The organism is Tardiphaga sp. (assembly GCF_025356345.1).
GTDB lineage: Bacteria > Pseudomonadota > Alphaproteobacteria > Rhizobiales > Xanthobacteraceae > Tardiphaga.
In genome coordinates this window covers 1-19,214 of sequence record NZ_JANXTC010000118.1, presented here as the reverse complement: position 1 = coordinate 19,214, position 19,214 = coordinate 1, and the positions used below count along the sequence as shown (strand labels likewise).

The 19,214-nt window shown below is 63.0% G+C and carries 17 protein-coding genes; 9 read left to right on the top strand and 8 right to left on the bottom strand.

Annotated elements, in window-relative coordinates; genetic code table 11:
- The 4 genes from Q0S16_RS07010 to Q0S16_RS06995 form a co-directional block, all read left to right on the top strand.
- The coding region (locus tag Q0S16_RS07010; protein WP_295846415.1) for a 2-hydroxy-acid oxidase at positions 1-1,027 on the top strand (1,027 nt) is incomplete at its 5' end.
- Complete coding sequence (glcF, locus tag Q0S16_RS07005) at positions 1,024-2,337, top strand: glycolate oxidase subunit GlcF (RefSeq protein WP_295846412.1); 1,314 nt, start codon at positions 1,024-1,026, stop codon at positions 2,335-2,337. The genes Q0S16_RS07010 and glcF, both read left to right, overlap by 4 nt.
- A 31-nt stretch (positions 2,338-2,368) precedes the next feature.
- Entirely contained in the window at positions 2,369-3,103 is a 735-nt protein-coding gene (locus tag Q0S16_RS07000) for a hypothetical protein (RefSeq protein ID WP_295846411.1), read from the top strand.
- A 420-nt stretch (positions 3,104-3,523) separates the two neighbouring features.
- Entirely contained in the window at positions 3,524-4,507 is a 984-nt protein-coding gene (locus tag Q0S16_RS06995; protein ID WP_295846410.1) for a TorF family putative porin, read from the top strand.
- Positions 4,508-5,018: 511 nt separating this feature from the next.
- Here Q0S16_RS06995 and Q0S16_RS06990 read toward each other — a convergent pair.
- Positions 5,019-6,746, bottom strand: a complete 1,728-nt coding sequence (locus tag Q0S16_RS06990) for an ABC transporter ATP-binding protein/permease (protein WP_295846409.1) — start codon at positions 6,744-6,746, stop codon at positions 5,019-5,021.
- 296 nt (positions 6,747-7,042) lie between these two features.
- On the opposite strand from Q0S16_RS06990, the gene Q0S16_RS06985 reads away from it, so the two are divergent.
- From Q0S16_RS06985 to Q0S16_RS06975, 3 genes are all read left to right on the top strand, one after another.
- The gene (locus Q0S16_RS06985; RefSeq protein ID WP_295846406.1) at positions 7,043-8,704 is read left to right on the top strand and encodes an L-lactate permease; all 1,662 of its coding nucleotides are present in this window, start codon (positions 7,043-7,045) and stop codon (positions 8,702-8,704) included.
- Between the two features lie 141 nt (positions 8,705-8,845).
- The gene (locus tag Q0S16_RS06980) at positions 8,846-9,250 is read left to right on the top strand and encodes an META domain-containing protein (RefSeq protein WP_295846404.1); all 405 of its coding nucleotides are present in this window, start codon (positions 8,846-8,848) and stop codon (positions 9,248-9,250) included.
- 325 nt (positions 9,251-9,575) lie between these two features.
- A complete protein-coding gene (locus Q0S16_RS06975) occupies positions 9,576-9,938 on the top strand; it encodes a hypothetical protein (RefSeq protein ID WP_295846402.1) in 363 nt (120 codons plus the stop codon).
- A 100-nt stretch (positions 9,939-10,038) separates the two neighbouring features.
- Here Q0S16_RS06975 and Q0S16_RS06970 read toward each other — a convergent pair whose 3' ends face one another.
- The 3 genes from Q0S16_RS06970 to Q0S16_RS06960 all read right to left on the bottom strand — a co-directional run bounded on the left by Q0S16_RS06970 (position 10,039) and on the right by Q0S16_RS06960 (position 13,528).
- Positions 10,039-11,247 carry a hypothetical protein gene (locus tag Q0S16_RS06970; RefSeq protein ID WP_295846400.1) on the bottom strand — a complete coding sequence of 403 codons (1,209 nt, stop codon included), beginning with the start codon at positions 11,245-11,247 and terminating at the stop codon, positions 10,039-10,041.
- A 175-nt stretch (positions 11,248-11,422) separates the two neighbouring features.
- Entirely contained in the window at positions 11,423-13,069 is a 1,647-nt protein-coding gene (gene groL / locus Q0S16_RS06965) for a chaperonin GroEL (RefSeq protein WP_295846398.1), read from the bottom strand.
- 162 nt (positions 13,070-13,231) lie between these two features.
- Positions 13,232-13,528 (bottom strand): co-chaperone GroES, encoded by a 297-nt coding sequence (locus tag Q0S16_RS06960; RefSeq protein ID WP_295846396.1) that lies wholly within the window; start codon positions 13,526-13,528, stop codon positions 13,232-13,234.
- 296 nt (positions 13,529-13,824) lie between these two features.
- Between Q0S16_RS06960 and Q0S16_RS06955 the strand changes: the two genes are divergently transcribed.
- On the top strand, positions 13,825-14,346 hold the full coding sequence (locus Q0S16_RS06955) for a hypothetical protein (RefSeq protein ID WP_295846394.1): 522 nt from the start codon (positions 13,825-13,827) through the stop codon (positions 14,344-14,346).
- 110 nt (positions 14,347-14,456) lie between these two features.
- Here Q0S16_RS06955 and Q0S16_RS06950 read toward each other — a convergent pair whose 3' ends face one another.
- Entirely contained in the window at positions 14,457-15,230 is a 774-nt protein-coding gene (locus Q0S16_RS06950) for a protein phosphatase CheZ (RefSeq protein WP_295846392.1), read from the bottom strand.
- A 295-nt stretch (positions 15,231-15,525) separates the two neighbouring features.
- Between Q0S16_RS06950 and Q0S16_RS06945 the strand changes: the two genes are divergently transcribed.
- A complete protein-coding gene (locus tag Q0S16_RS06945) occupies positions 15,526-16,299 on the top strand; it encodes a L,D-transpeptidase (protein ID WP_295846388.1) in 774 nt (257 codons plus the stop codon).
- Between the two features lie 147 nt (positions 16,300-16,446).
- Here Q0S16_RS06945 and Q0S16_RS06940 read toward each other — a convergent pair whose 3' ends face one another.
- The 3 genes from Q0S16_RS06940 to Q0S16_RS06930 all read right to left on the bottom strand — a co-directional run.
- Positions 16,447-17,235, bottom strand: coding sequence for a DUF2076 domain-containing protein (locus Q0S16_RS06940; protein ID WP_295846385.1), 789 nt, complete (start codon positions 17,233-17,235; stop codon positions 16,447-16,449).
- A gap of 132 nt (positions 17,236-17,367) precedes the next feature.
- Positions 17,368-18,210 carry a ChbG/HpnK family deacetylase gene (locus Q0S16_RS06935; RefSeq protein ID WP_295846383.1) on the bottom strand — a complete coding sequence of 281 codons (843 nt, stop codon included), beginning with the start codon at positions 18,208-18,210 and terminating at the stop codon, positions 17,368-17,370.
- The coding region (locus tag Q0S16_RS06930; RefSeq protein ID WP_295846380.1) for a glycosyltransferase family 2 protein at positions 18,207-19,214 on the bottom strand (1,008 nt) is incomplete at its 5' end. The genes Q0S16_RS06935 and Q0S16_RS06930, both read right to left, overlap by 4 nt.

Here is a 19,214-nt window from a genome sequence, read left to right as displayed (position 1 = left end):
GCCGATCGCCGACGTGCTGTCGCTGATCGATTCAAAAAACCAGCAATTCTCGTTCGAGCCGATGAATACGTCCCGGCTGCTGGGGACGCAGGACATCGGAACTATCGGTGGCATGATCGCGGCTGGCCTCGCCGGGCCGCGCCGGATCCAGGCCGGCGGCGCCCGCGACCATCTGCTCGGCGCGCATGCGGTGTCGGGCTTTGGCGACAGTTTCAAGGCTGGCGGCCGGGTGGTGAAGAACGTCACCGGCTATGATCTGTGCAAGCTGCTGGCGGGCTCGTGGGGAACGCTGGCGGTCATGACCGAAGTGACGCTGAAGGTGATGCCGCGCGCGGAAAGCGAGCGCACGGTGCTGCTGCGCGGGCTCGACGACCTCGCCGCCAACCAGGCGATGACCGCGGCGCTGGGCTCGCCGTTCGACGTCTCCGGCGCGGCGCATCTCACCGGTTCGGCGCTGCGCACTACCCAAGGACCGCTTGGCGAACTCGCCGGTCCCGACCAGTCAGTGACGCTGTTGCGCCTCGAAGGCATCTCGGTCTCGGCCAAACACCGCGCGGCTTCGCTGGCGGCGGCACTGGCATCGTTCGGCGCCGCGGAGATTGTCGAGGACGCCGCCTCGGCGGCGCTGTGGGCGGGCATCCGCGACGTGGTGCCGTTTGCCGCCAGCGGGCCGCGCGCGCTGTGGCCGGTGTGGCGGATCGTCTGTCCGCCAGCGTCCGGTGGCGCGCTGGGGCAGGCCATTGCCAAGGCCTCGCAGGGCGAGGTGATCTATGATTGGGGCGGCGGCCTGATCTGGGCGGCGTTGCCGCCGTCCGCCGATGCCCAGACCGTGCCATTGCGCAAACTCGTCAATGCCGCCGGTGGCCATGCCACGCTGATCCGGGCGCCGGAGCTGGTGCGCCGCGCCGTCGATGTGTTCCATCCGCAGGCGGCGGGGCTGGCCGCGCTCGGCGAGCGGGTGCGGCACAGTTTTGATCCCCGCAACATTCTCAATCGCGGCCGGTTGTCGCGTGGAATCCTCGCATGAAAACCGACTTCAGCCTCGCCCAGCTCGCCAATCCGGACCTCGCCGAGGCCGACAAGATTTTGCGTGCCTGCGTGCATTGCGGGTTCTGCACCGCGACCTGCCCGACCTATGTGCTGCTGGGCGACGAACTCGATAGCCCGCGCGGCCGCATCTATCTGATCAAGGAGATGCTGGAGAAGGAGCAGGCGCCGACCAAAGAGGTCGTCAAGCATATCGATCGCTGCCTGTCCTGCCTGGCCTGCATGACGACATGCCCGTCCGGGGTGAACTACATGCATCTGGTCGACCAGGCCCGGGTCCGGATCGAGCGCGATTACACCCGGCCTTTTACCGAACGGATGCTGCGCGACGTGCTCGCCTGGGTGCTGCCGCGGCCCGGCCTGTTTCGCGCGGCGATGAAGCTCGCCGGGTTGGCCCGGCCGCTGGCGATGCTGCTGCCCTCGACAGCGCATCAGGCCAATCCCAACCTGCTCAGCCGGATCAAAGCGATGCTGCTGCTGGCGCCGAAAGCGCTGCCCGCACCGGGACCGGCCGGCGGCAGCGTGTTTCCGGCCGAGGGAACAAGGCGTGGCCGGGTGGCGTTGCTGCAGGGCTGCGCCCAGCAGGTGCTGGCGCCGCGAATCAACCAGGCGGCCATCCGGCTGCTGACCCGGCACGGCGTCGAAGTGGTGCTGGTACGGGACGAGCAGTGCTGCGGCGCGCTCACCCACCATCTCGGCCGCGATGACGATGCGCTGTCGTGGGCCCGCGCCAACATCGGCGTGTGGCTCGGCGAAGCCGATCGCGGCGGCCTCGACGCCATTCTGGTGACGACGTCCGGCTGCGGCACGGTGATCAAGGACTATGGTTTCATGCTGCGGGAGGACCGGGAATTCGCCGCGCCCGCGGCGATGGTGTCCGCGCTGGCGAAGGATATCAGCGAATATGTCAGCGGGCTGAATTGGCCTGCCGCGCAGCATCGCAGCGATCTTGTCATCGCCTATCATTCGGCGTGCTCGCTGCAGCATGGGCAGAAAATCACACAGGCGCCCAAAGAATTGCTTTCCAAGAATGGATTCGTAGTCAAAGATATAGCTGAGAGCCATTTGTGTTGCGGTTCGGCGGGAACGTACAACATTCTCCAGCCTGATATTGCGAGCCAGTTGCGTGATCGCAAGGTCGCCAATATCGCGATGATCAAGCCGGACATGATCGCTGCCGGCAATCTCGGCTGCATGGTGCAGCTCGCTGGCGGGACCTCGATCCCCGTCGTCCACACCATTGAGCTTCTCGATTGGGCGACAGGCGGTCCCCGGCCAGGATTGAACTGAACTAGATTGGCCCCGCGCTGGAGCGGACAACTTGAAACGCCTGATCCACCTCGATCGGCGCCAACAGGAGACCACGATGGCTAAAGGCAACAAGTCGAAGAAAGACAAGAAGGACAAGAAAAGCAAAAAGAAGCTGCTGCTGGCGGCGAAGGCTGTGAAGAAGTCCTCCAAGAAATCTCCGAAGAAAGCCCCCAAAGCTTCCAAAAAAGCGGCGGCAAAATCCGCCAAGAAATCCGCCAAAAAGGCGGTGACCAAGGCGCCGAAAAAGGTCGGAAAGAAAACAGCCAAGAAAACAGCCAAGAAAACAGACAAGAAAACAGACAAGAAAACAGACAAGAAAGCAGCCAAGAAAGCGACCAAGAAAGCCGTAACGAAGGCCGTCAAGAAATCGGTCAAGAAGCTGGCCCCGAAGTCCGCGAAGAAGGCTGTGAAGAAAACGGCACCGAAAGCCGGCGGCAAGGCGGTGCCGAACAAGGTCGTCAAGAAGCCCCGGGCCAGCAAGCCGGCGGGCGTTCCGGCAGAGTTGCTGATAACTAGCCCGGCGCCAGTCGTCCCGGAGGCGCCGCCTGTCGCGCTGCCGCCCAAGGCGCCCCGCAAGCCGCGGGCAGCCAAACCGAAGCCCGCGCCGGAAGCACCCGCCGCGACCGAAACACCGGTCTGGTCGTCGCCTGAGCTCGATCCGGCACCGGTCGAGGGGCATGGCACCGGGCACGAGACCGAGGTTGAAGCCCCGGATCACGACATGCTCGACCACGATCAACGGTAGCCCGTTCATCGAATCGTCGAGAAAGAACGAAAGGCCGCAACCCCGTTGCGGCCTTTCGTTTGCCATGTCGCCGGCGGTCGATTCGGTCGGGCCGCGATCCAATCCGTCGATTTGGCTCAAACGGCGGCCAATGGCCGCAAGATCACAGTCCGGAATGACGCAATTGTCGGATCTGCCGGCTTAATTCCGCCTGGTGGTATTTTTCGATCTTAAAGCGCGTCAGCAATGTGGTCAATATGCCACACCCTCAAGACAACTATTTCTGGATTGTGAAGTTCGCCTAATTAGACGGCAATTGCCAGTTTTTTTCACTTCACGATTGGTAAATTGCGCCTCAGAGTTGAGATGGGTTCAGAGTTTCGCAGCATCGACGTCTTCCGGACACGAAGCTGCTTTGTTTCAAATGCGATGGGGAATGTCATGAAGAAGGTAATTGTTACGGTCGCGGCAATGCTCGTAATTGGGGTGAGCTCGGCGTCGGCGGCCGACATGGCGGCCAAGATGTACAAGAAGGCACCGCCGATCGTTGCTTTCGACCCCTGGGACATCGCCTTCGGCAGCGCGATCATGAGCAATTACGTGTTCCGCGGTATCACCCAGTCGAACGGCCAGAAGGGCTCGGTCGCCGCCTATTTCGAACCGCGCTACAACATCACCAAGGACGTTCAGCTGTACGCCGGCGTTTCCGGTGAGAGCATCGCGTTCCCGAACCGCGCTTCGATGGAGCTCGATGGCTATTTCGGTATCCGTCCGACCTGGGGCGCCGCGGCCTTCGACTTCGGTTTCTTTTACTACGGCTATCCGGGCGGCCAGTGCTTCAACACCCCCGCGTTCTGCGGTGGCGATGTGAACGCTGTTCCGCTGCCCAACGGCAGCTTCGCCAAGAAGAACGCTAGCTTCTACGAAGGCTATGCCAAGCTCAACTATACCTTCAACGACTACTTCTCGCTCGGCGGCAACGCTTTCTACTCGCCGAACTTCCTGAACACCGGTGCCGAAGGCACCTACGCCTCGGTAACCGGCAAGGTCATCGCGCCGTCGACCTGGTTCGGTTCGACCGGCATCGGCTCCTATGTTTCGGGTGAATTTGGTCGCCAGTGGCTTGGAACATCTGATTCGTTCTACGGCACTCCTCAGTTCCCTCGCGGCATCAACTACGCTGACTATAACACCTGGAATATCGGCATCGGCTTCACTTACAAGGTATTCACGCTCGATCTGCGCTACTCGGACACCAACCTGTCCAAGGGTGATTGCAATGCGTTCACTTCGGACTTCACCGCTCCCGCTGCCGGTACAAATTTCACCGCGATCAATCCAAGCGGTGCTGGTTCCAGCTGGTGCGGCGCGACCGGCATCGTCAAGCTGTCGGCTGACCTGACCGCGATGACCAACCTGAAGTAAGTACTTCGATCCAGACCAAGGGGCGGCAGAGCAATCTGCCGCCCCTTTTCTGTTTGTGCCGCTGTGCAAGGAATCGGACGGGCGGCCGTTGAAAGTTGCTGCCACGATGCCGCATCCTCCCCGTCCGGGGCACCCGTCCTTCAATCCTGACGAATCCGGCTCCAAGTCTCTGATGTGACTCAGCTTCAAAAATCGAAAGCTTCAACTTCGTAGGGTGGCAAAGGCGCCCTTGCGCCGTGCCCACGCGTTTGCGACGCCGCATGAAGATGCCTCGCCGGGATTAGACTAGCGCGGTCGAGGCTTTGCCCATCCTGTAATTTCCGGAGCGGGATGATTTTACGTTGTTCGCAACCTCCGCCCCTCATTGCGAGGCGCCCTTGCGAGGAAGCAATCCAGTCTTCGCTTGCAGTTATCTGGATTGCTTCGCACCGGGACAGGTCGGCACAGCCGACTTGTCCCTGGCTCGCAATGACGGAGCGGGCACGGCGATACGACCTAACGACATCCTGCTCTAGACGGTCTCCGCCAGGGTGTAGCCGCTGCCCGATTTGACCAGCGCCACGCCGCGCTGATGAAACGCCTGCAGCGTGCTGCGATGACCGATCGAGACGATGGTGGTCGCCGGCAGCCTGTTTTCGATCAGCCGGTACAACGCGGCCTCGGATGGCTCGTCGAGCGACGCGGTGGCCTCGTCGAGGAACAGATATTGCGGCTGGTGCAGCAACGCGCGGGCGACGCCGAGGCGCTGCTGCTCGCCGAGCGACAGCATCCGGTTCCAGTGCGCATCCTCATCGAGTCGCGCGACCAGCGCCGGCAGTCCGACGGCGGTGACGGCTTCGGCGATGCGCTCGGCACCGAAGGCGCTGAACTCGGCCGGGTAGGCGATGGCGTCCTGCAGCGAGCCTACCGGGAAATACGGCCGTTGCGGCAGCATCATCAGCGTGGCCTCCGCCGGGATGGCGACCGAACCGGTGGCAAACGGCCAGATCCCGGCGATGGCGCGGAACAGCGTCGACTTGCCGGCGCCCGAAGGGCCGGTGAACAGGGTGCGCTCGCCGCCGCGGAAACGGAAATTGTCCGCCGCGACCAGCGGCGTCCCGTTCGGCAGGTTGACCTGGAGGTCTTTGAGGTCGATCGCGCCGTAGCCCGCCGGGGCGACGCGGACGATATCGGCCTTCGCGGTCAGCGTTTCGGCGCTGGCGATGGCCTGTTCGAAGCCGTCGAGGCGGGCGACGCCGGCCTGCCATTCGGCCAGCGTGCGATAGGCGGTGATGAAGAACGACAGCGCGTCCTGGACGCTGCTGAAGGCCGAGGCGGTCTGCATCATGCCGCCGAGCTGAACCTTTTCGGCGAAATAGGCTGGCGCCACCAGGATGTAGGGAAAGATCACCGAGGCCTGCGAGTAGCTGGCGGTGAAGGCGGTCAGCTTCTTGGTACGGCTCATGATGGAAAGCCAGTTGCCGACCACGCGCTGGAACCGGGTCGACAGCCGCAGCCGCTCGACCTGCTCGCCATGCAGCAGCGCGATCTGTTCGGCGTTTTCACGCGCCCGTACCAGGTTGAAGCGGAAGTCGGCTTCGAACTGTTGCTGCTGGAAATTTAGACCCATCAGCGGCTTGCCAATCAGATGCGTCAGCACCGTGCCGATCACGGCGTAGACCAGCGCGGCCCAGACCAGATAGCCGGGAATCGGAATGTCGCGGCCGAACAGGTGCAACGGCGCCGCGTCGGACAGCCCCCACAGGATCACGACAAAGGAGGCCAGCGTGACGACCGAACTCAACAGTCCGACGCCGAGCGACAGTGTGCGATCGACGAACAACTGGGTATCTTCCGCGATGCGCTGGTCCGGGTTGTCAGCGGCGTCGCCCTGCAGCTGCATCCGGTAATGGTTGGCGTGGGCCAGCCAGCCGCCGAGATAGCGCTCAGTCATCCAGCGCCGCCAGCGGATCTGCAGCCACTGGTTGAGGTAGAGCTGGTACACTTTCAGCGCGATGAAGATCGCCGCCAGCACCGAGAAATAGCCGATCTGATAGGTGAAGACGTCGAGGTTGCGTTCCTGCAGCGCGTTGTAGAACACGTTATTCCAGCGATTGAACAACACATTGAGAAACACCACCGCCAGCTCGATGGCGATCACCGCCGCCAGCAGGCCGCGCGCCACCCATTTGTCGTCGGAACGAAAATACGGGATCGCGATCCGCCACACGGTCGCGAGCGTCGAACGGATATTGTTCACAGGTGAGATCTCCGGAGCAGGGCGCGCGGCCGTCAAACAAGGCGGGAATGGGAATTTCTAGACTAAAGTCGCAGTTTTGATGTCCTGCACCGTCTTGTTGCCAAATGGTAATTTACCCTAGCATGGGCGCCACGGCGAGGGGCGGGGACCTTTCCCCATTCGCGCGGAAGTGAGCGCCGGTATGGCCGGGTTATCGCTGCTTTCGCGACGAGTGCAGTTCTCCTGCCACCACGCTCGCGCGTTCGAGCCCTCCACGCGGGCACCGGCGCCGCTCAGAAGCGTGGGGGAGAAATGCCATGTGGAATCAGGTCTACAATCCATTCGACAGTTCGGTGCTGTCGACCATCGCCGCGGCGATCCCCGTCGTCACGCTGCTGGTTCTGATCGCCTCGAACAAGGTCAAGGTGCACATCGCCGCGATCGTCGCGCTGGTGGTTGCGAACCTGGTCGCGATCTTCCTGTTCACGATGCCCGCTGGCCTGTCGGTGCGCGCGTCGCTGCTCGGCATCGTCACCGGCTTCTTCCCGATCGGCTGGATCGTGCTTAATGTCATCTTTCTCTATCAGTTGACGGTGAAGAAGGGCGTGTTCGAAACGCTGCAGACCACGATCGGCGGCGTCACCAATGATCGGCGGCTGCAGATCCTGCTGATCGCGTTTTCGTTCGGGGCGTTCTTCGAGGGCGCGTCCGGCTTCGGCACCCCGGTCGCGGTGACCGGCGCGATCCTGATCGGGCTCGGCTTCTCACCGCTGGCGGCGTCCGGCCTGTCGCTGATCGCCAACACCGCGCCGGTCGCCTATGGCGCGCTGGGCACCCCGATCGCCGGCCTCGCCAGCGTCACCGGTTTTGATCCGTTCATCCTCGGCGCCATGGTCGGACGGCAGTTGCCTTTGTTCTCGCTGATCGTGCCGTTCTGGGTGGTCTGGGCCTTCGCTGGCTACAAGGGCATGAAGGAAGTGTGGCCGGCGGTTCTGGTCACCGGCGTTTCCTTTGCCGTGCCGCAATTCCTGATCTCGAACTACATCAACCCGTGGATTGTCGATATCGGTGCCTCGCTGATCTCGATGGCCGCGCTGATTGGTTTTCTGAAAGTCTGGCAGCCGAAGACGATCTGGACCTCGGCGGCCTTGCGCACCCGCGACGATTCCATGATCGGACGGACGCCGGTTTCAACCAACAAGACGAAGCCGAGCACGGCGCAGGTGTGGGCGGCGCTGACGCCGTGGATCATCGTCTGCGTCGTGCTGCTGATCTGGGGCACCGACCTGTTCAAGAACGCCGTCAACCCGTGGGCCACCTGGCGCTACGCGGTGCCCGATCTCAATGGCGCGATCATGAAGGTGGCGCCGATCGTGACCAAGCCGACGCCGGAAGGCGCGGTTTTCGCCTTCACCTGGCTGTCCTATACCGGCAGCGGCATGCTGATCGCCGCGATCATTTCCGGCTTCATCATGGGCTACACGCCGCTCGGCCTGATGCTGGAATATGGCCGCACCATCCGGCTGTGCGCCTATTCGCTGATCACCATCTCGGCGATGCTGGCGATCGGTACGCTGACGCGGCTGTCCGGCATCGACGCCACGCTAGGCCTCGCTTTTGCCGCGACCGGGGTGCTGTACCCGTTCTTCGGTACCTTGCTCGGCTGGCTCGGCGTCGCATTGACTGGTTCGGATACCGCGTCGAATGTGCTGTTCGGCAATCTGCAGAAGATCACCTCGGAGCAACTCGGCCTGTCGCCGATCCTGATGAGCGCGGCCAATTCGTCGGGCGGCGTGATGGGCAAGATGATCGACGCGCAATCGATCGTGGTCGCCTCCACGGCGACCAATTGGTACGGCCATGAAGGCACCATCCTGCGCTTCGTGTTCAAGCACTCGATCGCGCTGGCCTGCCTGGTCGGCCTGTTCGTCATGCTGCAGGCCTATGTCTATCCATTCACGCTGATGGTTCTGAAATAGGCGCCGCGCCCGCGTGACGTATCCTGCGTCTCCGCAAGGTCGCGGAGGCGTCTTTTTGACGCCCGATTTGTGGGCGAAGTGGCATGAACCGTGCTCTGCGAGAGGCGTCGAGCGCGGTAACGACGATCCTTGAGAGTTCAGATGATTTCAGTGAAGACGATGCTGCGCGCCGGGCTGTTGGGCTCGGTGATGTTGTCCGGCCTCCCCGTTCAAGCCGCGGAGGAATTCCCGTTCGGTCTTGCCATGTCGCTCGACGCGGCTGCGCAGCCCGGCTCCAAGCGGGTGCCGAATCTCGATATCGGCGATGCCGGCGAGACCCTGATCGAATTGTGGTGCAAGGGCGGCAAGGGACAGTTTTCGGTGGCCGGCAATACGATTGTGTTCGTCGCCGGCGCGATGGAAGCGCGCAACTGTCCGGCGGCGCGGGCGCAGCAGGATGACGAGTTGCTGGCGACGCTCGGCGAGGCCACCAACTGGCGACGCCAGGGCGATGCCATCACCTTTGTCGGCGCGAAGTCGCTGCGGTTTAGGTTGAACACCAACTGAGAGTTGCCAGCGCGCAGTAGTCAAGTGCGGCCCGCTTATTCGTCGCGCCGTTCGTTCATGTGACAGGCGCCGCAATCGATACTTGATCAAAAAAATGATGCCGTGGCGCGCAGCGGCGCGTCGGCGCACGTCGATGTATCGCCACGTCGCGGCTGGTTTCCGGACAAGCCATGCTGGCCGCTTCAGCGCGGTTGATGCATCGTAAATCGAATACGGAAATACCACAGGATTGTCGTCTTGGTGCCCGATTCGCGCGCGAAATCATTGGCAATAGAAATGCATTCGTTCGCGGCGACGCGATTTAACTCGTTATTTGAGTGCTCACATGATTGCGGTGATGACGCTACTGCGTGCCGGCATGGTCCATCTGGCCGTGCTGTTTGGACTCGAGATGATGTTCGAGGCGATCCGCGAGCCGGTCCCGCCAAAGTCGATCACCGTAACGGTTCGCGACGCAGCCGAAACCCGCGTCGAGCCTTGGTGCAAGAGCGGCCTGGGTCAGCTGTCGGCGCGGGGAGTTGTGTTCATTACCGGCGCGACGGAAGCCCGCGATTGTCCGCCAACCCGTGCGCGGGACGGCAGCATGGTGGCTACGCTGGGCGATGGACCGAACTGGAAAAGCCAAAGCAGTCTGGCGACCGACTGGAAGAGCCCGACCGACGCCGTGACTTTCGTGGATATGAAATAAGCAGGTCGCTGTCCACGTCCTGAGTGCCGCCAGTTCGTGCGCCGCGTCGCGTAAAGCCCACCTCCCGCGAGGCGGGCGCGTCTGCAGGCGAGGCGAAGCCTTACTTCCAGCTCGTCTTGTCGGCATCCCAGCGCTGCGCCTTGAATTCGGCGGCGAGGGCGGCAACGGCGCCATTGTCGTCGCGCGGGTCGCTTTCCTCATCGGTGTTGGCGGTGTCGGCCAATGCCAGCTTGGCGCCGGAGGTCTCGTCGGCGGTCGCGACCGACGGCGTACTCACCCACAGGATGAGCTTGTCAGTGGCGCCCGGCCTGTCGTTGGCGACAATGGCGGTGATCTCCACGATCTCGGTCAGGTCGAGCGCGGGCAGCACCTGGCTGGGGCGCTTGAAGATCAGTTTCAGCCGGCCGGTCTCGTCGTCCCAGGCCGCGGTGGCGAATTTCGCCGACAGCGACTTCGCCATCACGCTGCTGACCGCGGCGGCGACCTTGTCGCGATTGATCTTGTCACCGTCGCGCCACTCCGCCGCCGCGAAGCGGATGGTGCGCTCCATGTCGACCGTGCCGCTGGTCCAGCCGGCGGCGGTGACCCCGGGATAGGTCCTTATCTTGGTCAGGAAAGCCGCGGCGCGTTCCGGATCGATGCTGAGGTTGATGACCTGCTCGCCGGCGCGCAGCGCGTCGCAGGACACGCTGAGGCTGCTCAGTGCCACTTCGACGCTCTGGCCGCGCAGCGTTCTCACGAACTCCAGCGCCGCGTCCAGCTTGATCTTGACGGCGATCGACTCCGGCGAAACCTCGGTGAAATCCTTCGGGGCCGCGACGATGCTTTCATCGCTCGACTGGTTATCCTGGAATTCCTTCTCGCTCTGGTCGGAATTGTCGGTCGATGTCACGTTGTTGGCGGTCTGGCCGACCAGGATCTGGCCCTTGAATTCGAAGGTGTCGCCGGTTGCGCGACGCGCCAGCTTGATGGTCACCGGCAGCTTGTCGATCTGGCTTTGCGTCGCCCCGGTCAGGGTCTGGCCGTTGACCGACAGGGTGGCAATGAATCGATCCTTGCGCTCGGAACCCTTCTCGGCGGGATAGCAGACATCCAGCGTCGCGGCGGTGACGGTCTTGCCCTGCCGGGTCTCGCGCAGGATGACGTCGGCATTGCCGTCCATCAGCCCGTCGATCGAGGTGAAATAGCGGGTCTCGGGGCCGACGACCTGGCTCTTCGGCGCCAGTTTCATCTGGGCTGAGGCCAGGTTCAGGGTCAGGACCGACGAGGAGGCGGCCAGACCGATCAGGCAGAGACGAAGCGCGCGCATTTCAAGCATCCTTGGGCGTCAATAACCGGGGTATCCTAGCGGCTTTTGCCGCCGGATTGAATCAGAACCGGTCCCGGGGCGAAAGATCATCAGGCAACGGTGATTTCGCAATGGACAAAAAAGAAGGCCGCCCGAGGGCGGCCTTCAATCGAACGCAGGCTGAAAAAGCGCTGGCTTAGAAGCCCATGCCCCCCATACCACCCATTCCGCCGCCGCCACCCGGCATGGCCGGAGCTGCTTCGCGCGGCAGTTCGGCCACCATGGCCTCGGTGGTCACCAACAGACCGGCGACCGAGGCCGCGTCCTGCAAGGCGGTGCGAACCACCTTGGCGGGGTCGATGATGCCCTTGGCGACCATGTCGACATATTCTTCGTTCTGGGCGTCAAAGCCGAACGTCTCGGACTTGTTTTCCAGGATCTTGCCGACCACGATCGAGCCCTCAACGCCGGCATTTTCGGCGATCTGGCGGATCGGGGCTTCCAGCGCCTTCAACACGATGTTGATACCGGCCTGGATGTCCGGGTTATCGTTGCTGATGCGACCGACGGCCTTCTTGGCGCGCAGCAGCGCGGTGCCGCCGCCCGGTACGATGCCTTCCTGGACAGCCGCGCGGGTGGCGTTGAGCGCGTCATCGACGCGGTCCTTCTTTTCTTTCACTTCGATCTCGGTGGCGCCGCCGACGCGAATGATCGCGACGCCGCCGGCCAGCTTGGCAACACGCTCCTGCAACTTCTCGCGGTCGTAGTCCGAGGTGGTTTCCTCGATCTGCGCCTTGATCTGGTTGACGCGAGCCTCGATGGCGGCCTTCTTGCCGGCACCGCTGACGATGGTGGTGTTTTCCTTGTCGATCACCACCTTCTTGGCGCGGCCGAGCATCGCCAGCGTGACGCTTTCCAGCTTCATGCCGAGATCTTCCGAGACCAGCTGGCCGCCGGTCAGGATCGCGATGTCTTCCAGCATCGCCTTGCGACGATCGCCGAAGCCCGGCGCCTTCACAGCGGCGACCTTGAGGCCGCCACGCAGACGGTTGACGACGAGGGTGGCGAGCGCCTCGCCTTCGACGTCCTCGGCGATGATCAGCAGCGGCTTGCCGCTCTGCACCACGGCTTCGAGCACCGGCAGCATGGCCTGCAGGCTGGAGACCTTCTTCTCGTAAAGCAGGACGTAGACGTCCTCGAGTTCGGCGGTCATCTTTTCGGCGTTGGTGACGAAGTATGGCGACAGATAGCCGCGGTCGAACTTCATGCCTTCGACGATGTCGACTTCGGTCTCGAGCGACTTGTTCTCTTCGACGGTGATGACGCCTTCATTACCGACCTTCTGCATCGCCTGGGCGATCATCTTGCCGATCGCGGCGTCGCCATTGGCGGAGATGGTGCCGACCTGGGCGACCTCGGCGGAGGAGACGACCGGCTTGGCGCGCTTGCCGATGTCCTTGATGACGGCGGCGACGGCGATGTCGATGCCGCGCTTCAGGTCCATCGGATTCATGCCGGCGGCGACCGACTTGGCGCCTTCACGGACGATCGCCTGCGCCAGCACCGTAGCGGTGGTGGTGCCGTCGCCCGCGGTGTCGTTGGTCTTGGAAGCGACTTCGCGCAGCATCTGCGCGCCCATGTTCTCGAACTTGTCCTCGAGCTCGATCTCCTTGGCGACGGTGACACCGTCCTTGGTGATCCGCGGAGCGCCGTAGCTCTTCTCGATCACGACGTTGCGGCCCTTGGGGCCGAGCGTCACCTTGACGGCGTTGGCGAGAATGTCGACGCCGCGCAGCATGCGATCGCGCGCGTCTCCGGAGAATTTAACGTCCTTGGCGGCCATGATGGCTCCTATGATTTGGAATTGGGAGCCCCCCGCGGCTGTCATTGCGAGGAGCCGATGCGACGAAGTAATCCAGTCTTTCGTCACTAAGTCTAAGAACTGGATTGCCGCGTCGCTTCGCTCCTCGCAATGACGATACGAGGGGCCGTTTATCGAGATTGGTTAGTTCGTGACGCCCATGACGTCGGATTCCTTCATGATCAGGAGCTCCTCGCCATCGAGCTTGATCTCGGTGCCTGACCACTTGCCGAACAGGACCCGGTCACCAACCTTGATATCGATCGGGATCAGCTTGCCGGCCTCGTCGCGGCCGCCGGGACCGACCGACACCACTTCGCCCTCCTGGGGCTTTTCCTTGGCGCTGTCGGGGATGATAATGCCGCCCTTGGTCTTGGTCTCGGCATCGATGCGTTTGACGACGACGCGGTCATGCAGCGGACGGAATTTGGTCTTGGCCATGGACATTTCCCTGGTTCGGTTGAGGTTCGTGGTGGCGAGGCGATCAGTAAGCGGGGCGAGGCGACTGCGGCAACCCGCCACGCCCTTAGCAATCGCGCCCAAAGAGTGCTAAATGAGCGTCGGAGATATGGCCAGACGCAATTGCTGTCAAGCGAGGGCTTAAGGCCTTGGTGAGGCCAATATAGCATGATCTGGAAACCATATCGGCGTGGGGGCGTATTTTATACGACCTCATGCATCCGTGTTTTATACTGGGCTGCGAGATGGCGGCCAAAAGTCTGTGTTCAGGGGATGCTATGATCAGGTCACGCCACGTCCGCACGTTTACCCATCTGGCGATTGCCTCATCCCTGGCGATGATGCTCGGCGGTTGCGGGTCGTTCAACGGCTTCAGCGGTTTCGGGAACTCGGAGCCGACCGCTCCCGCGGAACCGCCGCCGGTGCCGGAAATGCCGGCTTCGATCCGTTCCGACGAAATTGTCGGACGCTGGGGCCTGGCCTCTTATATGAACCCGGCCGATCGCACCCGTACCGAAAACAACGCCCGCGGCCAGTGCAAGCAGCCCTATATCATCGGGGCCGGTCCGACTGGCGGCGTCATCATGCATCTCGCCGACGAGGCGACGCCGCAGGAACTTCGCCTCAAGGGAAGTCCGAGCGGCAAGAATTACATTGGCCCGATCGGCCCGGCCGGCGGTGAAAAGGATCGCGAGATCGTCTCGTTCGACGGTCGCGTGCTGGTGACGAAGTTCATCGATAAGGATGCCGCGGTTCGTTATGGCAACATGATCTACGTCCGCTGCGCACCCAAGGCTTAAGTAAGGTTCATTAGCCCGAAACGAAAACGGCGCGTCCCGCGGGACGCGCCGTTTTGGTTTGTCATTCCGGGGCGCGAGCGCGTCCGCGCCCCGGAATGACGGCGTCAGCGCTAGTCGAACAGAGCGTCGATATCGTCCTGCGAGGCATGGCCGATGTCGCCATTCAGCTTCGGGCCGTTGAGCAACTTGTCATCGCCTTCGCGGGTGTCAATGATCGGGGGCGCGTGTGCCTTGATGGCGTCGACGCCACCCCAGATCTCCATCATCTCCATGATGTGATTCTCGATGAACTTCATCGTGGTCATCACCTTGCTGATGCGCTGGCCGGTGAGATCCTGGAAGTTACAGGCCTCGAAGATCGCCACGACGCTGTCCCCGATCTCGTCCAGCAGCTGCTTTTGCTGGTCGACCGAGGACACCTTGCCGAGCGCGGTCGAGGCATTGTCGATGGCTTCGGCGGCGGTGAGAATCTGCTGGGTGGCTTCCTCGGTGCCGCCGACCACGGCGCCGAGTTCGCCGTTGACCTTGGCCATCTCGTCGCCTTCGAAGCTCTTGCCGTGCAGGACGGCAATTTCCTGCTTGGTGCGGGTAATGGCGTCGTGAATAAGGTCAAGTTCGATCTTGAGCTTTTCGCACTGCTCGATCTGGGCGCGGTAGGTCAGCAGCATGGCCTGAGCCTCGGCGACCTGCTGGTTGGTCGAGGCGTTGACTTCTTCCGAAACAGCGTTGCGACCCGGGGTCCCCATCTGGGTGCGGATCGCGCGCAGTTCCGACATGATCTCGTGGTGCATCGGCGCGGTCTCGCCGCTATCCACTTCGGCGGGAGCTGGCATGCCGGCAAAATTGACTTCTTCGATACGAAAACGCTTGCGACGAACAGACATCGAGTCCCCCAACATTCAAATAATGCTCCTTTGTACATCAAGCAGTTTAACGTGAAGTTCACGGCGCAACGTCGTCGGGTCGGACTGGTAGCACTACGCGCGCCCTCATTAACCAATCCCGCCGTGCGTTTATGAAAAATAAACGCTACCTGCGAGAACCGCGGCAATTGGCGACGTGGTGAATCCAGAAGCTCATTCTGTTTACCAAACGGAGGCGTTTCTTACCTTAAGTCAGAAACGTGCAAAGCGCTCCTCATGCGAGGAGTCGTACGACGAAACAGTGCAGAGTACGTCGATGTTCAAAAAATTCTCTCTCGTCTTCCTTGCCAGCGCGTCGTTCCTCGGTACTGAAATCCAGCAGGCCGCTGCGATCGATGGCGAACCGACCGTCTACTACGCAAACCAGGCGCCGCGTCCTATCATGCAGCGCACCGCCTATGCCGAGCGCCCGCGGATGGGCGGCGGTTTCATCGAATTCCTGTTCAGCGATAGTCCGTCGCCCGGCGGGCGCTATCAGCAGCAGCCTTACGATCCGTCCTACGAACCGCGGCGCGGATTGTTGCCGCAGCCGGATCCGCAGGGAATGCCGCAGCAGGAGGCGATTGATTCCGCGCGTCCCGGCATGGATCCGAAATACGAGCCGCAACTGGTCGACTATGCCGGCAAGGAAGGCGTCGGCACCATCGTGGTCGATACGCCCAACAAATTCCTGTTCCTGGTGCAGGGCGGTGGCCGCGCGATGCGCTATGGCATCGGCGTCGGCAAACCCGGCTTCACCTGGTCGGGCGTGAAGACGATCACCGCGAAGAAGGAATGGCCGGCGTGGACGCCACCGCCCGAAATGCTGGTGCGCCGTCCCGATCTGCCGCGGCACATGGAGGGCGGTCCGCAAAATCCGCTCGGGGCCCGTGCGATGTATCTCGGCTCGACGCTGTATCGCATCCATGGCTCCAACGAGCCCTGGACCATTGGCACCAACGTATCCTCGGGCTGCATCCGGATGCGCAACGAGGACGTCATCGACCTTTACGGCCGCGTCAATGTCGGCGCCCGGGTCATCGTGATCTGATCGCCCTCAGCCGGTTCCCCGGGCGCGATGCAATACGAAGTATTGCTTCGCAGAACCGGGGCCCCGGTCATCGACAGAAAACCGGGACACGCAGACAAACGGCCGCTCGTGAGAGCGGCCGTTTGTCTGTGACCGATGTCGGCGCCATCAGGCGTCGTCGGAATCCATGTCCATGTCGTCGTAATCGCCGTCGTCCTGATCCTGATCCTGGTCCTGGTCGGTATCGGCCTGGGCCTGGTCGAACGAGCCCGCGCGCTGGCCGGACGAGTTGCCGATATCGTTGACGCCGGCCTGCTTGCCGAGATCGCCTCCGGAGGAATCCGAACTCCACGGGCTCTTGCTCTCGCTGGCATTGGCGTTGTTACCAAAGCCCTGCTTGTTGCCGCCCATCATTCCGCCGAGGCTGTTCATCAGCAGCGAGCCACCGACCATGCCGGCCGCCGCGGCCGCGGCCGTGCCGAGGAACGAACCGCCGCGGCCCGGCTGGGGCTGTTGCTGCGGGGCATTGGGCTGCTGTCCATACTGGCCCTGACCGGGAGCCTGGCCGTAGCCCTGCTGCTGCGGCTGCCCGATCACCTGACCGGTATTCCAGGCAGGATGACTGGGTTCGCCGGGACGTACGCTCGGCACCGAACCGCGCGGCTGGTTCGAGTTCTGGCTCTGGCCGAACAACGTGTCGCGCATCGTATCGAGGAAGCCGCTGGCGGGCGCCGGCTCAGCCGTGCCACTGCCTTCCAGCTGGGTAATGCGGTCATGGGCGCGCTTCAGCGCCTCGTCCTGCAGCAGCACCGTCTGCACCAGCGCGTAGATGGCGTTGGGCGCGCGGCGCTGGCCGTCGGCAATGGCGTCGAGCGCATCGCGGTCGCGCGGCGCGGCTTCGACCTTGCTGAGTCGGTCAAAGAGATCGTCGACCAGCTGTCGTTCTTGCGGTGTCATGGCGTCCTCCGGCTTGCTTCGAGACGCGCTTGGTGAGCGCGTTGCAGATGTAAGGACGTTTCTTGTCGCAATAAGTGCCGTCCGGATTAAATTTCCGTATGCGGCAAATCGACCGGCAAGATCGCGTCGGGTCTATGCCGCCAGAGTCGCCCGCTGCGCATCGAGCAGGCGGGGAAACGCGTCGCTGGCGAGAAACGCATATTCGCGCGCGCGCTGGTCGGTGAACGGATCGAGGCTGATCAGCACATCATCGACATGGCCGGGATGGCACATGATCAGACCGCCGTCGGGCAGGCCGGCGAGAAAGCCGGCCATCAAGACACCGAAATCGGCCGTCTTGTTGAAGTCATAGGCGCCGGCAAATCCCGGATTGAAGGTGATGCCCTGGCGGCTGGCGCGCTTGCGAAAGCCGGCGCTCAGCGTATCGAGCAGCACGGCCTTTGGCATGTCGAGGCGCTGTGCCAGCGGGCGGATGCGACCGGACTGTCGCACCCAGGCGTTCGGTGCACCGGCCTTGACCGCGGCCAGGAAGGCATTGCGCACCTGCGGAAACGTCTGCACGTGCTGGTGACCGTCGACATAGTCCGGCGGACGTCCGAACAGTTTGGCAAAGGCTGCGATCTGCGCGGCCAGTTCAGCCCGGACCATTTCGGGATCAAGCCTTCGCAGCAGTCCGGCGCGCAGCATTTTTCCCAGCGGCAGGAATTGTTCATCGCGCAGCGGTCGGTAGTGCATCGTCACCGGATGGAATGGCGCCGTCAGCGTCGCGTGCAGGCCGATCGCGCAATGCGGACCTGTCGCCACGGCCTCCTGCAGCGCGCGGACGTCGTCGCGTCCGATCGCAGGCCCCACCACCATGACTGAAGTCGCGTTGAGGCGGCCGCGTTCGATCAGTTCGCGGATGCCGCGGTTGACGCCGGGGCTGATGCCGTAATCGTCGGCGCATAGCCAGATCCGGCGGGTGGCGTCGGTCATTCGGCGGCGGTCCGGTCGGTTGCGCTGCCCGCTTCGACCGGCGCGCGCTTGACGCTGTGCTCGGCGACGAAATAGATCGGCCGTGCCTTCAGCTCCGACAGGATCTTGCCGATATATTCGCCAACGATGCCGATCATCAGCAATTGCACGCCGCCAATGGTCATCAGCCCGACCATCAGCGAGGGATAGCCCGGCACCGACTTGCCCTCCCACCAGGTCTCCCACAGGATGTTGAGGCCGAACAGGAAGGCGCCGACGGCCAGCAGCAGGCCGAACATGCTGGCGAAACGCAGCGGCGCCACCGAGAAAGAAGTCAGGCCCTCGATCGACAGGCCGATCAGCTGGCGCGGATTGAACGAGGTCACGCCATGTGCGCGCGCCGCCGGCTCGTAGTCGACCCGTAGCTGCTTGAAGCCGATCCAGGTCGCCAGCCCCTTGAAAAAGCGGTTGCGCTCGGGCAGTTGCCGCAGCGCCGCCGCCGCGCGCGGCGACAGCAACCGGAAGTCGCCGGCGTCCTCGGGGATTTTCGCCCGCGCGCCCCAGTTGATCAGCATATAGAAGCCATGCACCGCCTGGCGGCGCAGGAAGCCTTCATCGTCGCGATGGGCCTTGGCGGTGTAGACCACGTCGTAGCCACCATCGATCCAGTGCCCGACCAGCGTTTCGACCAGCATCGGCGGATGCTGTCCGTCGCCGTCCATGAACAGCACCGCGCCTAAGGTTGCGTGGTCGAGTCCCGCCATCAGCGCGGCTTCCTTGCCGAAATTGCGCGACAGCGATACCACCTGTACATCGAGCGCGGTGGCACGCAGCCCGCCTGCGATCTTCAGCGTGGCGTCGGCGCTGCCATCATCGACATAGATGACCTCGCAGCTCAGCCCATGACGTGCCTTCAGCGTGGCGGCCAGCGCGTCCAGCCGGTCATGGAAAATCACCAGCCCGGGCGCCTCGTTGTAGAGCGGCACAACGATCGATAGCCCCCGTGCGGCGGCGGCGGCGGCGGT

Excerpts from the sequence above, each read along its gene's own strand:
- glcF (WP_295846412.1), top strand. The coding sequence starts at position 1,024 with ATGAAAACCGACTTCAGCCTCGCCCAGCTCGCCAATCCGGACCTCGCC.
- Q0S16_RS06995 (WP_295846410.1), top strand. The coding sequence starts at position 3,524 with ATGAAGAAGGTAATTGTTACGGTCGCGGCAATGCTCGTAATTGGGGTG.
- Q0S16_RS06985 (WP_295846406.1), top strand. The coding sequence starts at position 7,043 with ATGTGGAATCAGGTCTACAATCCATTCGACAGTTCGGTGCTGTCGACC.
- Q0S16_RS06980 (WP_295846404.1), top strand. The coding sequence starts at position 8,846 with ATGATTTCAGTGAAGACGATGCTGCGCGCCGGGCTGTTGGGCTCGGTG.
- Q0S16_RS06975 (WP_295846402.1), top strand. The coding sequence starts at position 9,576 with ATGATTGCGGTGATGACGCTACTGCGTGCCGGCATGGTCCATCTGGCC.
- Q0S16_RS06970 (WP_295846400.1), bottom strand. The coding sequence starts at position 11,247 with ATGCGCGCGCTTCGTCTCTGCCTGATCGGTCTGGCCGCCTCCTCGTCG.
- groL (WP_295846398.1), bottom strand. The coding sequence starts at position 13,069 with ATGGCCGCCAAGGACGTTAAATTCTCCGGAGACGCGCGCGATCGCATG.
- Q0S16_RS06960 (WP_295846396.1), bottom strand. The coding sequence starts at position 13,528 with ATGGCCAAGACCAAATTCCGTCCGCTGCATGACCGCGTCGTCGTCAAA.
- Q0S16_RS06955 (WP_295846394.1), top strand. The coding sequence starts at position 13,825 with ATGATCAGGTCACGCCACGTCCGCACGTTTACCCATCTGGCGATTGCC.
- Q0S16_RS06950 (WP_295846392.1), bottom strand. The coding sequence starts at position 15,230 with ATGTCTGTTCGTCGCAAGCGTTTTCGTATCGAAGAAGTCAATTTTGCC.
- Q0S16_RS06945 (WP_295846388.1), top strand. The coding sequence starts at position 15,526 with ATGTTCAAAAAATTCTCTCTCGTCTTCCTTGCCAGCGCGTCGTTCCTC.
- Q0S16_RS06940 (WP_295846385.1), bottom strand. The coding sequence starts at position 17,235 with ATGACACCGCAAGAACGACAGCTGGTCGACGATCTCTTTGACCGACTC.
- Q0S16_RS06935 (WP_295846383.1), bottom strand. The coding sequence starts at position 18,210 with ATGACCGACGCCACCCGCCGGATCTGGCTATGCGCCGACGATTACGGC.